The sequence below is a fragment of the Paenibacillus marchantiae genome, assembly GCF_028771845.1.
In the GTDB taxonomy this organism is placed as follows: Bacteria; Bacillota; Bacilli; order Paenibacillales; family Paenibacillaceae; genus Paenibacillus; species Paenibacillus marchantiae.
Window position 1 is genome coordinate 3,989,829 of record NZ_CP118270.1, and the last position, 16,452, is coordinate 4,006,280.

The window sequence follows — 16,452 nt, forward strand, 5'->3', positions numbered from 1 at the left end:
AAAGTCTTATACGTTCGTATTTCCTTTTACGATTAAGGTCGTTTGGACTATGGAGAAAAAGAATGTATTTATCGATATAAAGTAGTATAGGGATTTTTGGGACCCGATCTAACGGGTACTGTTGACTATAAATGATTGTTCAGGGGGAATACCGATTTGAGAATCCATATTATGAACCTGCAAGATGGAGACCGTCTAACTGCGGATACATTCAGCGAAGCGGGATTACACGTTCTGGGTCAGGGTACTGTGATCAAAAGTGAAGATATCACCTTGCTGATGCAGCACCGCGTAGACTATGTGGATATTGAACCACGCGAGGAAGAGATCACGGAAGCGGAATTCTTTGCTGCTGCAGCAAAATTTGCATCTGGAGCAAGCACAAGCACAAGCACCAAGGAAGAACCGCCTGAAGAAGAAATGAAATCCCAATTTATACAAACTGTACATAATTATCAATCCGCGTTTCTCGAAGCGCTGACTGTGGGCAAGTTCAACGCAACAATGGTGGACGATGCGCTTCAACCGATGGTGGAGGGATTGGACGAGCAAAAGGATGTCGTGCATCTCCTGATGATGCTGGAACGGGATGATGTCAATAACTACACACATTCCATTCAGGTTGGACTGTTGTCATTTTACCTAGCTAACTGGCTTGGTTATTCCCAAAAAGAAAGTTATCAGATCAGTCGTGGTGGCTATCTTCACGATATTGGCAAATGCAAGGTATCTCATCGGATACGCAACAAGGTGGAACCGTTAACCGCAGATGAACAGCTCGAATTGCAGCGTCACACGATCTATGGACATGATATTATCAAAAGTTCCATGACCGATGAGGCTACAGCGCTGGTAGCTCTTCAGCATCATGAACTGGAGGATGGTACCGGATATCCGATGCAACTGAAGAAAGACGAAATTCATCCATATACACAGATCGTATCAGTCGCTGACATATACATCGGGATGAGATCCGGCAGTCACGGAAGCAGCAATCCGAACCTGATCAATAACTTGCGCGATATTTATGCGATGGGATTCGGCAAACTGAATGAGAAGCCGGTTCAAGCCTTGATGCAGCATCTGCTTCCTAATTTTATTGGTAAACAAGTACTGCTGAGCAACGGCGAGCGGGGTGTTATTGTCATGAACAATACATCCGATATTTTTAAACCACTGATCAAGGTGGAATCGGAACAATATCGTGATCTGTCCAAAGAACGCACTCTTGCCATTAATGAATTAATTATCTAAGTTTGAATAACAAATGAATTCATACAGAAAACGGGCCTCCTATAAGATAACAGGGGACCCGTTTTTAATTTAGATCATGCACTGAATTGTTCTTCATGGTGACCAGGAGTATACTTTGCAAAGACCTTAATCTTCCTTTTTAGGCAAGAGTATGTTAAACTTTGTTGTTGATATTTGAAAAATACGAACAAGTGTTCTTTAATAAGGGCAATATAACTGTTCGGAGATGATTTGCCCATGGATTTAAACGAACTGAAAAAGCTTGCTGATACGTTGGACGATAATGGTAAGCGAGAACTTATCTACTTTTTGCAGTCCCGAACCAACAGCTACCACAGCCGCTTGAAGGAATGGATGGATCGCATCAATGGTGTTGCAACAAAGTATTTGCAGAATTACTTGGCGTGGTTTCGTTACTTAGACAGCAAGTATGAGAATACCGCGTCGAATAAGAAAAATATGTTGGTCAAATTGTGTCTGTTTACTGTGACCGACTCGGCTTTCTACTTATTCTTGTTAAGCTAACGGGCAGTTATGCGTAAATTCCAGGGAATGTAAACATCTAAATAACGTAAGGAACGAGGAGGCAGACAATTCATGGGAGGAACGAATGTATGGGATGCGGAGTGGGAGGTTAACGAAGAGCAGGCGCGGACGCTGATCGGCAGACAATTCCCTCAGCTGTCATCGAAGCAAGTAAAGCGATTGGGCTGGGGCTGGGACAATACGGTTTTTCTCATCGGTGACGAGTATGTGTTCCGGTTTCCAAGAAGAAAGATTGCAGTTGGCTCTATTCGTATGGAAGGGAAGCTGCTGCCGAAGCTGGAGGCATATATGACCATCCCCTATCCGAAACCGTTGTTTTATGGCGAAGCAAGTGGCGAATACCCGGCACCATTTCTTGGCTATGCCTACGTGTCAGGAGATTTCCCAATCGGTTTGACGGAAGAACGCCGGGCTTTATCGGCAGAGACGTTGGCGAAATTTTTGCGGAAATTGCATGAGTTTCCGGTGCAGGCGGCGCTGAAGTGCGGAGTTCAGCAAGATCATCGAAACTTGACGGACATAGCATCGCGCAAAGTGAAATTGGAGGGCTTTCTATCGAAGGTGGTTGAACACTTGTCGCCGGAGGAGTCCGGTGTGATCGAAGCGTATATTAGCAGGCTGCAAAAGGACCGTGTCGAGGCGGTGAATGCACTGCTACATGGCGATCTTCATTTCAAAAATATGCTTGTAAATGAGAACGGGATCGTTTCCGGCATCATTGATTGGGGCGATCTGAGCGTAGGCCATCCGGCTTGCGATTTGAGCGTTGCTTATAGCTTTTTACCACCTTACGCTCGCGGCGTGTTTTTTGAAACGTACGGAGGAGCGGACGAGGAAACGAAGCTGCTGGCACGGCTGATCGCGGTATACATCCCCATACTGGTCTTAATGCAAGCGGTCGATGATGGGAATGAAGCGATTGCTGTAGAGGCGAAATCCAACATCATGCGGGCACTGTCGGATTAGACTCATTATTTCGTTTCGGCTGTGGGGCTAGGCTATCGGCACCATTTTGTCGTTTAAAGGCCGCGATAAGGTACGATCCGCCTTCTCTGATGCCGCTTTATGTTGAGGAACACGAAATTCAACAGAGTAAGTCCTTGCGCTAACGGGACACGATAGCAATAAACCGCCTTTTCAACGAATGCGGTTTTCTTATGGTCAAATATCAACATTAGAATTTAACATAGCCTTAGGCAAAGGAAGCGGAAAAGGAGTGATCGTCCTTGATTGAAGTGGTAACCGAGATTACAATACATGCGCCCATCGAGCGATGCTTTGACTATGCGCGGGACATTGATATTCATACCCGGACGGTCTGGAAACATACCCATGAGCAGGCTGTAGCAGGTGTGACAACGGGCAGAATTGGTGAAGGTGATGCGGTAACTTTCGAAGCGAGCCATTTTGGGATAAGGCAGAAGCTGACTTCCCGGATCGCCGAGTACAATCGGCCGTATCTCTTTGTGGATCAGATGGAGAAAGGTGCTTTCAAGAGCATGAGACATGAACACCGTTTCAGCAAGCTTGGCGAGCAGACCACTTGTATGAGGGACACACTGAGATTTGAAGCTCCCCTTGGTGTTCTGGGTTGGGTCGCAGAGCGCATTGTACTCAAGAGGTATATGCAGGCTTTCCTGGAGAGCCGAAATTTGAAGCTAAAGGCGTTACTAGAGAATAAATAGAGCCGATCTGTCAGGAGGAGATGATGTTTGATGGAAAACGAATATTTTGTGGGTTGGGGTACACTTGCTCTTATTAATGCCGGACTTGCCCAGGGAAAAAACAGAAGTGGTCGTAACTGGTTTCTGATTTCCCTGTTATTTGGTCCGTTAGCCACTCTGTTTATCGTGGTATGGAATAAGCTGGATTAAGTTCATTTATTGATCCGAATTTCGATGGATATACCGATCAAAGGCCCAGAACAGAAGCGCAGCGGCACTAACGCCTGCACCCAGCCAGCAAACGCCAGTCCAACCTGCCCATGCGTACACTTGAGTAGAAGCAATGGAGCCGGTAGCACTTCCTATTGAATAAAAGATCATGTAGGCGCCCGTCAAACGGCTCTGCGCCTCAGGTCGGACTTCATAGATCAGACTCTGGTTGGTGACATGTACGGCCTGCACGGCAAGGTCAAGCATAATTACCCCAGCTATAAGCAGCCATAATGAGTGGTGAACATAGCCAATGGGCAGCCAGGATAGAAGCAATATGACAAGAGCGACGCCCGTCGTCTTTTGTCCCAATCCCCGATCAGCCAGTTTTCCGGCACGTGCAGCAGCCAGGGCACCAGCAGCTCCCGCAAGACCAAAGGCTCCAATAGCAGTATGTGACAGGGAAAGTGGCGGAGCGCTAAGTGGCAACACCATGGAAGTCCACAGAATGCTGAAGGCTGTGAAGATCAACATGGCGAGAACGCCGCGTGTCCGCAGAATAGGCAGCTCTCGGTATAGTTGCAGGACAGAAACGATCAATTGGGTGTAGCTGAGTTTCTCTCGTTTGGGTTCGTGTTTTGGGAGTACCAGAAACAGGGCGATAATCCCGAGTAATGTCAGACTGGCAGAGAAGAGATAGACTGATCTCCAGCCGATCCAATCGTTCAAGGTGCCTGCTATAGTTCGCGCCAGTAATATGCCAATGACGATTCCGCTTGTGACCAGACCGACGATACGCCCTCGTTCAGAAGGTGCAGCCAGGGAGGCGGCAAAGGCAACGAGTGTTTGTGTAATCACGGCAAGCAACCCAATCGCTGCCATTCCAATAAATAAGATTTGATTGGATGATGAGGTACCTACAGTTATCAGGGCGATTACGGATAAAAGCATCTGGATAATGATCAGCTTGCGTCGATTTAATAGATCACCAAGAGGGACCAGTAATAACAATCCGAGGGCGTAACAAATCTGGGTTACGGTAATAACGATTCCAATAGAGGAATGAGAGATACTAAACTCTTCAGCAATGGAGTCGAGCAAAGGCTGGGCATAATAAATGTTGGCTACCGCCAGTCCGCTGCATAGGGCGAATAAAAGCGCGACAAGGCGGGACATGCCTGAACGTCCTTCGCTGAAGGGATGTGCTTGATGAGATGCATTTTGCATGGATGATTCACCTTTCTGTATTCGAATGTGCTAAGTTAGGGGAGCAGAAGGAACACTGTTGAATTTAAATATACCGATCAGTACATTATGATTCGGAATAAACATACTTCACGCTTTGACGCGATGTCAAGAGTTGAATTGAAATGTTTGATTGTCTTCTTTATATATCGAGATGGATTTGACATGAGAATTGGATCTAGATAAAATAGTTATATACTGATCGATACATAAAGAAGGTGAATACATGGTTAGACAACGGGAATTTGATACGGATCAGGCATTGGAAGCGGCAATGCAGATTTTTTGGGATAAGGGCTTTGAAGCGACATCCTTAAGTGATTTGACAACATCTATGGGGATTCAGCGCCCCAGTCTATATGCGGCTTTTGGTGACAAAAAGGAATTGTTTGAAACGGCACTTCGCAGATATACAACTTTGCATGCCGCTCAGGTCAGATCCAGGCTTCAACATACATCCTCTGTAAACGAAGCCTTCCGTGCCTTATTTGAACATATTGGAGCAGAAGGGGATGTGACAGATACTCGTCACGGCTGTTTTTGCATCAATACGATGGTTGAACTGGCTCCGCATGACCCCAAATTCGCTGTCCTGACACGCGAGCACCAGATGTATCTGGCGGCGATTTTCAAGGAGACGATTGAACGGGGGCAGGAAACAGGGGAATTGTCTAATGATCTCGACTCAAGTGCGTTGTCCAAATCTCTGGTTGTTTCGATGATTGGATTGACCGTGATGATGAAATCGGAGCCAGATCGCTCATTTGTGCAGCAGAGTATTAAGGTTACGTTATCGTTGCTTGAGGAATGAGGGAAGAATTTCATTTTTAGAAAGGGTGTTCATATGGAACGTTATTTTCATAGGATCTACCTTGTCGTTTTATATATTATAGGTGTGCTGCTGACAACATACGGCGGGATGGGGATTATCCAGTTCAGTTTGATTGTGATTGGTATACTTGCTTTTATTGCTATTGTGGGTTCGCTGACAGAGAATGATCAATCAAAATTAGATACGATTTTTTGGAAAATACGGTCCTTGCTTCAAGTGGCGATGGCCATACTGATCACGGCGCTGCTTTTCAAGCTATTCTGAAGTGAGAGCGACAAGCGGGAATCTGTTCCTGCTCTTTTTGTGTCTGAGGACATTGGGCAGATGAGGGCTTGAGTTGATACAATACAGATAGGGTATAGATTAAATTAGGGTGTATACTATGATTTACATATTCGGGTAACATGTTCAAAGAATGTTTGATGATGCACATATATGAGGAGGAGATTCAACCATGCAGACGAAGTTGCGTTGTGCCATATTGGATGATTATCAGAATGTAGCCCTTTCTTCAGCGGATTGGACTCCTATCCTGGATCGAGTTGAGGTTCAGACGTTCAATAATTACTTGGGATCAGAAGAGAAGGTCGTTCAGGAACTGCAGGATTTTGAAATTATTGTCTTGATGCGTGAGCGTACACCTTTTCCTGAATCCGTGATTACTCAATTACCCAATCTTAAGCTTCTGATTACAAGCGGCATGCGCAATGCCTCCATTGACCTCCAGGCTGCGGAAGAAAACGGTGTAATCGTGTGCGGCACGGAAGGCAGCTCGAACCCTCCGACTGAACTCACATGGGCGCTGATACTGGGTCTGTCCAGACAGCTGGTAACTGAAAATAACGCACTGCGCTCCAATCGGAATTGGCAGAGTACAGTTGGCATGGATTTGTACGGAAAGACATTGGGATTGCTCGGTTTAGGCAAGATTGGCAGCCGAATGGCAGAGATTGCACAAGCCTTTGGCATGAACGTGATCGCCTGGAGTGAGAATTTGACACAGGCAAGAGCAGAGGAACAGGGAGTCCAATGGGCAGAGACCAAGGAACAGCTGCTTGAACAAAGCGATATTGTTTCCATTCATCTGGTGCTCAGTGATCGCACTCGTAATCTGATCGGACGAGCCGAGTTGCAACGGATGAAAAATACCGCTTTATTGATCAATACGTCCCGTGCAGGCATTGTGGATCAAGAGGCGATGGTCGAAGCTTTACAGAATGAGTGGATTGCCGGGGCAGGTCTGGACGTATATGAACAGGAACCTCTTCCTGTGAATCATATGTTGCGTACACTGCCCAATCTGCTGGCAACGCCGCACCTGGGTTATGTGACTCAAGGCAACTATGCCATTTATTTTAACCATACCGTAGAGGATATTGAGATGTTTATGAAAGGAACACCAATTAGACAATTGCTTTCGAAGAAGTAGTTGCTCGGAGGTGGGTTTGATATAAAAGGGTGTGAATGAAGATAAAAAAAGGTGTTTCTCAGGAAGAAGTTCATTCCTGGTGAACACCTTTTTTGTGATTATCGGAGGTTTGGATTGTCCATTAAAATCATTCTTCTGCGGGTGGTTCTTGTGAAGATGAGCGGATCATGGCAACGCTGGAGCCGCGCACAATTAACCGTGGCTCAAATTGAATATGTTCGTAATCCGTGGTGCTCATCTCTCGAATCCGTTTTAACAGCAATTCCGTAGCAAGTCGGGCCACTTCTTCGCCCATAATCGAGACAGAACTGATCTGCGGAGACGTAACGGTAGTCCATTGGTTATTATCGACACCCACAACAGCGATATCTTCAGGGACACGAACGCCGAGTTCTTTAAACCGATTTACCAGTCCGATCGCGACCATATCGTTAATCGCGTATACGGCATCTGGCATGTGAGTCAGCCCATAGAAATAATCCGCTGCATTAGCTCCCGTATTCAATGAGAAATCTTCTCCGAAGTAAACAAGCGAGATATCTACATGTCCCAGTGCCTGCTCATAAGCTCGATAACGTTCTTCAATAATATCTTTGGGGGCACCGGCGTATGCGATGCGGGTCCGTCCAATCTTAATCAGATGTTCCATCACCAGTTTCCCTTCTGGCTGTGAAAGAGAAACGACATCTGCTTTCATGCCAGGGTCCAGCTTTTTACCGTAATTGATCATGGAAATGGGAAGGGGGGCTTTATCAATTAAGCCAGGCAACGTTTTGGGATATGCCAAAGGCATGAAAATAAGCCCGTCCACATGCAGTTTTTTGATCGTACGAATGGTTTCCAGTTCCGTTCGTGCATTACCAGCCGTATTGATTTGAACCACATGATACCCATGCTGCTTAGCCGTTTGTTCAACAGACCAAGAGATCTCGGGAATGATAGCATTGCGTATGTCGGGAACAACCAGTGCGATCTGATGTGTCTGGCGTATTTTCAAACTCTGGGCAGAGGTATTGGGGACAAATCCAAGCTCCTCAATGGCCTGCAAGACTTTATCCCGTGTTTTGTTGCTGATGCCATCGGAATTGTTAATGGCTCGGGAGACGGTAGCGATACCTACACCTGCAAGTTCTGCAACGTCCTTGATCGTAATCTTCTGATCTTTACTCACGTTTAGTTAACCTCACTTCATCGGAAACGATTCCGAATTTTGAAAATATGTACGAATGGAAAGACAATCCTATACCTTGATTATAACATTTGAGCCAATAACTATCCCGTGAATACGATTGAAAGGACAGAGATGTCTGTTGGTTTTCCAAAAGAACCGAACGGATAAATAGAGATAAATCGCGCATTCTATATCCATTGAATTAAACATATACACGAGAACGGACAGAAAGCCACAGAGCAAAAAATGATCGATATATTGAAAACGCTGTTATTACACCAGAATTATCGACGTAAAATTCATAAGATAGACATATGTGTGACAAATTATGTTTGACAGCCTATTTAAAATGTGACATATTTAACTTACGGAAACGTTTCCGATTATATCAAAACTTATGATCTGGGAGATGAAACAAATGAAAGCATTGCGTTGGCATGGAGTAAAAGATTTGCGTCTCGAAAATATTGATGAACCCCGCCCTGAACAGGGAAAGGTTAAAATAAAAGTGGAGTGGTGTGGTATCTGTGGCAGTGACTTGCACGAGTACACTGCTGGCCCGATCTTCATTCCGGCTCAAGCACCGCATCCGCTAACAGGGGAACAAGCACCTGTTGTGATGGGGCATGAATTTTCAGGACAAGTCGTTGAAGTAGGAGAAGGCGTGACACGTTATAAGGCAGGGGACCGCGTTGTGGTGGAACCGATCTATGCATGTGGTCATTGTGAAGCCTGTAAACAAGGGAAATATAATTTGTGCGATCAGATGGGTTTCTTGGGTCTGGCTGGGGGAGGCGGAGGTTTCTCGGAGTATGTAACGGCTGAGGAATATATGGTTCATGCCATTCCTGATTCCATCTCGTACGAGCAAGGAGCGTTGGTGGAGCCTTCCGCAGTAGCTCTTCATGCTGTTCGTCAAAGCAAACTGAAAGTTGGCGACACTGCGGCTGTTTTTGGTGCAGGTCCAATCGGGTTGCTGGTTATTGAAGCGTTGAAAGCTTCTGGTGCATCGGATATTTATGTTGTGGAATTATCCGAAGAACGTAAAGCCAAAGCGGAAGAACTTGGCGCTATTGTTATTGATCCTACACAATACAAAGTAGTGGAAGAAATTCATGCACGCACCCAAGGTGGCGTGAATGTAGCTTATGAAGTAACCGGTGTTCCACGGGTGCTGCAACAAGCGATTGATTCAACACGTATTGGCGGTGAATTGATGATCGTCAGCATTTTTGAACAGGAAGCACCGATCCTGCCAAACTCCATTGTCATGAAGGAGCGTACGGTCAATGGCATTATCGGTTACCGTGACGTATTCCCGGCTGTGATTAGCTTGATGGCTAAAGGTTTCTTCCCGGCAGACAAGCTGGTAACCAAACGAATCAGCCTGGATGAAGTGGTAGAGCATGGATTTGAAGCACTGCTGAAAGAGAAAAACCAGGTTAAAATTCTGGTGAAAGCTGAGTAAATTTACCAAGCGAATCACAAGCCAAGTAATATAGTGGAAGTCAGCGGATGGCAACACGTGCCCGGTTGGAACTCAACTGGAACTGATGTGCAAGCGGTAGGCAACCACAATGAATGAATGACAAATAGACAACGCATCTTCGGATGCGATTGTCTATTTTTTTTGCACAGAACGGGCGGAATTTGTTGCAAGTACGTTTCGTTTTACATAATATGAAAAGATACAATTTGTATCATTTTGATGTAAAGGTGTTATTTCATAAAAATGAAGGAGGAAGCGGACATGCAGAGCAATACAAAATGGGCAGCCGTGATTTTGACGATTGTTGCAGGCATGGGCTGGCTGCTTATGGGTAATTCGAAACCCAAAAACAATGTTTCAACCGATCATCAGCCAACTGCCGAACGGGTACTTGCCAAGGTGTCCAGTGCGCCTATCACATCCGCTGATGTGACGTCTAAGATCGAGTTGCTTGGAAAACCTTTTAAGAAAGCACCATATGCCAATAATGTCTGGGACTTGCAGCTGTACAGAGGAAAAATATATATGGGTCATGGGAACAGCAGTAATTTAGGTGTTTCACCTAATGCGGGTCCTATTCCAGTCATTTATTACGATACAGCCAATCCCAAATTTATAACCCAGTCCGTCACCAATAGCAATCCGAGCATCGTTCCTTCGACCAAATTATTCGTAGATGAGGAACAGATTGATATTTATAAAGTGCTGAACGACAAATTGTATATTCCCGGAAATGATTCGGATGGTGAGCAGTGGGATATGGGAAACTTCTACCGGTTAGATGGAGATGTATGGACAAAGTATCGGAATCTGCCGCTAGGTGTACACGTATACGATTTGGCGTCCTATCAGGGCAAACTGTTTGCAGCGCTGGGTACCGAGCAGAAACCGACCGTATTAATCTCTCATGATCAAGGCGAAAGTTGGCAAAAATTCGCCACCATCAATACGTTTGGCTTCAGGGCATATACGCTATTTGAAATCAAGGGCAAATTATATGCATCAGGCATGATGTATCCTGCCAATAAAATTTGGGGCGATAAGACTAATGTATTAGAGATTAATGAGAAGCTTGAAAAGAAAGACGTGGTCATTTATGGTAGCAAAATGCTCCCAGGATTATCCTATCAAACGGGCACAGTTCCGTATAATAAAATAGGGAAAAATATTAATTTTAACAATAAGCTGCTTTATATTGCCGGAGGGGTATTCAATGATGGGCAACTGTTACCCAAATCCTTGAATGTGATGACCGACATTAATCAGGCAGCGCGCGTCATTTTGCCAGATACTCTAGCTCTTCCTACGGATCTACTGCTTCGAGAAGGGAAAGTCTATGTGCTTACCTACACTCGCAAAAGTGCAAATCTCTATATAAACCGGGTGTATCAATCGACAGATCTGAACACATGGAATGAAATCCTCCGTTTTAACCAGGACACGTACGCCAAGTCTTTTGAAGAACACGAAGGTGATTTCTACTTTGGGCTGGGCACAGACCCCGACGTTCTATCGACTTCATCAGGCAAATTACTCAGAGTTAATCGCAATGATATCCCTGTTAATTCTAATTAAATGTAAGGAAGATTATGGATTATATACTATGCTTCATCCACATTTTTGGTTACAGAGAGAGCCGTTTAGGTTAATTGTACAGAGCAGGCCAAGATCGTAGAACTTCTTAGATGAAGCTACATCGAGCTTGCTCTATTTTTATGTTCAAGAGATTAATAATCCTTGTAAATCGAAAATTTGAAAATAAAATCAGAAACTATAAAATAGAAAGGTGATATATCTTAGCCAACTCACTGATTAACATCTGTGGTAGTTATACAATAGCATGTGCAAGAAAGTGTACATCTTTTCTTCCAATCTAATCGTAAAGGAGCAATACACAATGAATGTACCGTCAGCTTTGTTTAAACCATTTACCTCGGACAAGCTTACCCTGTCTAACCGGATCGTCATGGCACCCATGACTCGTGGATTTTCACCCGAAGGAGTACCCGGACCAGAGGTCGTGGAATATTATCGTCGCAGAGCAGCCGGAGGTGTAGGGCTGATTGTTACGGAAGGAACGGGTATTAACCACCCTTCATCCATTAGTGGCGCGAGCATTCCGCTGTTCCATGGCGAAGAATCATTGCAGGGTTGGGCGAATGTAGTCAAAGCAGTCCATGAGGCAGGTGGCAAAATCATGCCACAATTGTGGCATGTGGGTACAGCCCGCCGTTCAGGGGACCTGCCTAATGCAGAAGCTGAGCCGGTAGGCCCATCGGGAATAAGCATGGCAGGTGAACCTGAGAGAGAACCATTGTCAGAGGACGAGATCAAGGGTCTTATCCAGGCGTTTGCCCAAGCAGCAGCAGATGCGCAGCGCATCGGTTTTGATGGTATTGAGCTTCACGGGGCTCATGGCTACCTGATTGATCAATTCTTCTGGGAGCAAACCAATCGTCGTACGGATAAATATGGAGGCGATCTGGCACAGCGCACGCGTTTTGCTGTTGAGGTTATTGAAGCATGTCGCGCTGCAGTAGGTCCTGACTTCCCGATCGTACTTCGTTTCTCCCAATGGAAAATGGGGAACTACGACGCACGGCTGGTGGAAACACCAGAACAACTGGAGCAATTCCTTGCACCCCTCACGGCTGCAGGTGTAGATATTTTCCACTGCTCTACCCGTCGATTCTGGCTGCCGGAATTTGATGGCTCAGAGCTGAATCTTGCAGGCTGGACACAGAAAATAAGTGGCAAGCCGGCGATCTCCGTTGGATCGGTAGGTCTCGAAGCGGAATTCGTGGACAGAGCGAACGAAAACCAGGGAACAGGTGACGCTCATCTGGATCAGTTGAACGAGAAAATGGAAAATAATGAATTTGACTTGATCGCGTTGGGACGTGTACTTTTGAGTGATCCGGAATGGCCAAACAAAGTTCGCGAAGGGCGCCTGTCCGAAATTGTTCCTTTTACAGCAGAAGCATTGAAAACACTCTAAACTGAAAACAAACCTGATGCCGCCGAAAGGCGGCTTTTTCACCTCCCTATAATAATAATTTCAACATATGAAAAATTCACAATAGAAAACCCTTTTTCGCACCGCTGACACCTTTTCTCATCCCCTCCAATCACACACGCCCTAAGAAACAACACCATGAAGTACCACACTTTAAGCCCAAAAAGGGAAATTTTTTTGCGTTTTTAGGTTGCATCATAAGAATTTGTACTGGAGCCGTCTCCATTTTGAAAATGAACCACCTTATGATAAGGTTATGCCTGAACCACATTCAGACTGAATGACAACAATGCTTAAGGAGGATGACCATCCTTGTATATCGATAATCGCAAGTTAAAAAACAAACACATAAACACGCTTCAAATGTTGTGCCTGCTATTCGGAATAATGCTGCTCTTATCCGCATGTGGGCAGTCACAGAAGCCTTCCTCGTCAGAGCAAAATAACAATAATGCCGGAACGGAGACCAATGCGAATTCAAACACAGGTGCAAACAATCAGAATGATCAGGATGATCAACAGAATACAGTGCCTCCACAGGAAGAGAAGAATCCGGTAGAAGAGCAGCTCGACCAATTGTCTTTGGATGAGAAGATCGGACAAATGATTCTGGCGGGTGTTCAGGGAACCACTTTGGATGCTCAAGCGAAACAGATGATCACGGATCAGAAGGTGGGAGGGATTATTTTCTATGCGAATAATGTCTCGACCGTGCCAGGAACGGCAAAGTTCGTGCAATCCATTAAGGATGCCAATCGTTCCAATCCAGTTCCAATTTTCATGAGTGTGGATCAGGAGGGTGGCAAAGTTAGTCGAATGCCAGAAACGGTAGAGTCTATACCTTCCAATGGGAAAGTGGGGAAGACGAAGGATGCTGATTTGGCTGAAACGATGGGCAAATTGTTAGCAAGACAAATTCAGCTGGTAGGTTTTAACGTCGATTTTGCTCCAGTGATGGATGTAAATAGTAATCCGAATAACCCGGTAATTGGGGATCGTTCATTTGGAAGTTCGGCCAGTCTGGTTTCACAAATGGGCATAGCTGAGATGAAAGGGCTGCGCAGCGAAGGGATTATTCCGGTGGTGAAGCATTTTCCCGGTCATGGAGACACGTCAGTGGACTCCCACTTGGATCTGCCTGTCGTGAACAAAACGGAGAAGCAACTTGCCCAGCTGGAGTGGATTCCGTTTGAGGCAGCGGTGAAGGAACAGGTGGAAGCGGTTATGGTAGCTCATATTCTGTTTCCCAAGCTTGATCCCGACCATCCGGCATCCTTGTCGGACGTCATTATTGGTCAGCAGTTGCGTGGCAAATTTAAGTATGACGGTGTGGTCATCACAGATGATCTGAGCATGGGCGCGATCGCGAAAAATTATAAGTTGAACGATGCCGCCGTAGCGACGGTTCAAGCAGGGAGCGATATTCTGCTAGTAGCTCACAGTTATGAGAGTGCCAAGACTATTTTTGATACGCTGAAGAGTGCGGTGAAGTCAGGGAAGATTTCAGAATCCCGAATTAATGAAAGTGTATATCGAATTCTGGCTTTGAAACAGAAGTATAACTTGTCCGATGAGGAGCAGCCGTCTGGCGATTTGAAGCAGCTGAACGCTGACATTGTGGATTGGCGCAAGCAGGTCGATGCCCGATAGTACCAACCTGTGTTATGATTTTGGAAAGAGAATTGCATATTCCATTACGACAGGTTAGAGGTGAGACCTTTTTATGTATACGATAATGATTATTGAAGATGATCCGAAGATTGCGGGTCTTCTTCAATCCCATATCGAGCGATATGGTGACAGGGCCGTTGCGGTTGAGGATTTTGAGCAAGTCGTTCAGCAGTTTGAACAAGTTAAGCCGCATGTCGTGCTGCTGGATATCAACTTGCCGAGTTACGATGGGTTCTATTGGTGTCGCCAAATTCGTTCCATTTCCACATGTCCGATTATTTTCATCTCGGCCCGAAGTGGCAAGATGGATCAGGTCATGGCGCTTGAGAACGGTGCGGACGATTATATTACGAAGCCGTTTGAGCATGAGATTGTCATGGCCAAAATTCGAAGTCAGCTGCGCCGGGTGTATGGCGATTACGCTACGCGTCATGAAGAGCGCAAGGTGGAACTGGATGGACTAACTGTTTATCTGGAAAGATTGGAGATGGAGCTCGGTGACCGCAAGATACAACTGACCAAGAAAGAAACCATTTTGCTGGAGACGTTGCTGCGTCGCAGTCCCAAACTGGTTAGCCGTGAAACCATCTTGGAAAAGCTGTGGGACGATTCGTTTGTGGATGATAACACACTTAGCGTGAATGTGACCCGCGTTCGTAAACGATTGACTGAGCTGGGAATTACAGATGCTCTGGAGACGGTAAGAGGTTCAGGTTATCGACTCAACAGTAATTGGAAGGCATCGTCGCCTTCATGAAGTTGTTTATCAAAGAACATATTGTACTGACTTGTTGGGTAATCGTTGTGCTGCTCACCGTGGTTGCGGTCTTCTGGTACGACGGCTATGACCACTGGTTAACGGCCACGTATGCGGTATCTCTGGGGTTAGTCCTATACGCAGCCTACCTCATTTATCGGTATCTGTCCCATCGCATGTTTTATTCCCGGATGTCCCATCGAATGAATGATCTGAAAGAATTTGTTCCATTGAATGAGCCTGCTCCCTTGCCACAGGCATTGTCAGAACTGCTGGACTCACAGTACGGTCATTATTATGCGCATCTGCATCGTCTGGAACAGCGTCAACAGGAATATCTGACTTTTATGAATCAATGGGTTCATCAGATGAAGACACCTTTGTCCGTCATTGAACTGACGGTTGAGGATCAGGAGGATGAGGACCCCCGTTTCATCAGCATTCGAGAGGAAGCAGACCAGATGAGACGAGGACTGGAAACCGTGCTATACATGGCGCGGCTGGAGACATTTGAACAGGATTTCAGTGTGGAGCCCGTATCCCTCAAGGCGGCCGGAGAAGAAGCCATCCATGAGCTGAAACGGTTCTTCATTCGCAATCACGTGTATCCCGAGATGAAAATTGATTCTGCGTTAATGGTTCAGTCGGATGCGAAGTGGATTCGGTTTGTCCTCGTGCAGCTGTTATCCAATGCCATCAAGTACTCTTCCGGGGGGAACGGGCAAAAGGTAACCATCCAGGCCCATGAATCCACAAGATCCATTATTCTTGAAGTGAAGGATCAGGGAGTCGGTATTCCCAAGTCGGATCTCAACCGAGTGTACCAGCCTTTTTTCACCGGAGAGAATGGGCGACATTTTAAAGAATCCACGGGGATGGGACTGTATATTGTTAAGGATGTCCTGACACGAATGAACCATCGGATTGATCTTACATCCATTCAGGGAGAAGGGACAACGGTAACCATTACATTTGAAATTTAAATATAAAGCGCATAATGTGGAACGAATTGAGAAGACGTCTGGTGCCCTGACAGGGATCGGCGTCTTTCTCATTTTCTACATAGAAGAAACACGCCAAAGGGCGACGAGACATATAACCTTACAATAATGTCATGAAGATGAAAGGTTAATCCATAGGAGAATGGTCGAAACTTCGATAGACTGAA

15 protein-coding genes and 1 pseudogene are annotated in these 16,452 nt (G+C 45.7%); 14 read left to right on the forward strand and 2 right to left on the reverse strand.

All coding sequences use genetic code 11. From position 1 onward, the window contains the following. Positions 1 to 156 precede the first annotated feature (156 nt). From PTQ21_RS18350 to PTQ21_RS18370, 5 genes and pseudogenes are all read left to right on the forward strand, one after another. Positions 157 to 1,254 (forward strand): HD-GYP domain-containing protein, encoded by a 1,098-nt coding sequence (locus PTQ21_RS18350; RefSeq protein ID WP_090805833.1) that lies wholly within the window; start codon positions 157 to 159, stop codon positions 1,252 to 1,254. A gap of 321 nt (positions 1,255 to 1,575) precedes the next feature. After that, a pseudogene (locus PTQ21_RS31495) lies at positions 1,576 to 1,744 on the forward strand (IS1595 family transposase); the annotation flags it as partial. Between the two features lie 107 nt (positions 1,745 to 1,851). Further along, entirely contained in the window at positions 1,852 to 2,766 is a 915-nt protein-coding gene (locus PTQ21_RS18360; RefSeq protein ID WP_072732593.1) for a phosphotransferase, read from the forward strand. A gap of 269 nt (positions 2,767 to 3,035) precedes the next feature. After that, positions 3,036 to 3,485: an SRPBCC family protein gene (locus PTQ21_RS18365; RefSeq protein WP_338020327.1), complete on the forward strand. Its 450-nt coding sequence runs from the start codon at positions 3,036 to 3,038 to the stop codon at positions 3,483 to 3,485. 27 nt (positions 3,486 to 3,512) lie between these two features. After that, complete coding sequence (locus PTQ21_RS18370; protein WP_157258459.1) at positions 3,513 to 3,674, forward strand: hypothetical protein; 162 nt, start codon at positions 3,513 to 3,515, stop codon at positions 3,672 to 3,674. A gap of 6 nt (positions 3,675 to 3,680) precedes the next feature. Here the strand turns inward: PTQ21_RS18370 and PTQ21_RS18375 are convergent, their stop codons facing one another. Then, complete coding sequence (locus PTQ21_RS18375; RefSeq protein ID WP_274566603.1) at positions 3,681 to 4,901, reverse strand: MFS transporter; 1,221 nt, start codon at positions 4,899 to 4,901, stop codon at positions 3,681 to 3,683. Between the two features lie 244 nt (positions 4,902 to 5,145). Between PTQ21_RS18375 and PTQ21_RS18380 the strand changes: the two genes are divergently transcribed. From PTQ21_RS18380 to PTQ21_RS18390, 3 genes are all read left to right on the forward strand, one after another. Further along, a complete protein-coding gene (locus tag PTQ21_RS18380; protein WP_274566605.1) occupies positions 5,146 to 5,730 on the forward strand; it encodes a TetR/AcrR family transcriptional regulator in 585 nt (194 codons plus the stop codon). A 33-nt stretch (positions 5,731 to 5,763) separates the two neighbouring features. Next, on the forward strand, positions 5,764 to 6,015 hold the full coding sequence (locus PTQ21_RS18385; RefSeq protein WP_099852673.1) for a hypothetical protein: 252 nt from the start codon (positions 5,764 to 5,766) through the stop codon (positions 6,013 to 6,015). Between the two features lie 190 nt (positions 6,016 to 6,205). After that, entirely contained in the window at positions 6,206 to 7,180 is a 975-nt protein-coding gene (locus PTQ21_RS18390; RefSeq protein WP_076291036.1) for a D-2-hydroxyacid dehydrogenase family protein, read from the forward strand. Positions 7,181 to 7,307: 127 nt separating this feature from the next. On the opposite strand, the gene PTQ21_RS18395 is transcribed toward PTQ21_RS18390, so the two are convergent. Then, positions 7,308 to 8,351, reverse strand: a complete 1,044-nt coding sequence (locus PTQ21_RS18395; RefSeq protein WP_274566606.1) for a LacI family DNA-binding transcriptional regulator — start codon at positions 8,349 to 8,351, stop codon at positions 7,308 to 7,310. A 418-nt stretch (positions 8,352 to 8,769) separates the two neighbouring features. On the opposite strand from PTQ21_RS18395, the gene PTQ21_RS18400 reads away from it, so the two are divergent. The 6 genes from PTQ21_RS18400 to PTQ21_RS18425 all read left to right on the forward strand — a co-directional run bounded on the left by PTQ21_RS18400 (position 8,770) and on the right by PTQ21_RS18425 (position 16,267). After that, entirely contained in the window at positions 8,770 to 9,819 is a 1,050-nt protein-coding gene (locus tag PTQ21_RS18400) for a 2,3-butanediol dehydrogenase (protein WP_063563450.1), read from the forward strand. Positions 9,820 to 10,101: 282 nt separating this feature from the next. Beyond that, complete coding sequence (locus PTQ21_RS18405) at positions 10,102 to 11,415, forward strand: hypothetical protein (RefSeq protein ID WP_274566607.1); 1,314 nt, start codon at positions 10,102 to 10,104, stop codon at positions 11,413 to 11,415. A gap of 322 nt (positions 11,416 to 11,737) precedes the next feature. After that, positions 11,738 to 12,838: an NADH:flavin oxidoreductase gene (locus PTQ21_RS18410; protein WP_090949519.1), complete on the forward strand. Its 1,101-nt coding sequence runs from the start codon at positions 11,738 to 11,740 to the stop codon at positions 12,836 to 12,838. 330 nt (positions 12,839 to 13,168) lie between these two features. Beyond that, positions 13,169 to 14,506, forward strand: coding sequence for a beta-N-acetylhexosaminidase (nagZ, locus tag PTQ21_RS18415; protein WP_274566609.1), 1,338 nt, complete (start codon positions 13,169 to 13,171; stop codon positions 14,504 to 14,506). Positions 14,507 to 14,579: 73 nt separating this feature from the next. Further along, positions 14,580 to 15,284 carry a response regulator transcription factor gene (locus tag PTQ21_RS18420; protein WP_072732600.1) on the forward strand — a complete coding sequence of 235 codons (705 nt, stop codon included), beginning with the start codon at positions 14,580 to 14,582 and terminating at the stop codon, positions 15,282 to 15,284. Beyond that, entirely contained in the window at positions 15,281 to 16,267 is a 987-nt protein-coding gene (locus tag PTQ21_RS18425) for a sensor histidine kinase (RefSeq protein ID WP_274570524.1), read from the forward strand. Before PTQ21_RS18420 ends, PTQ21_RS18425 begins: the two co-directional genes overlap by 4 nt. Positions 16,268 to 16,452 lie beyond the last annotated feature (185 nt).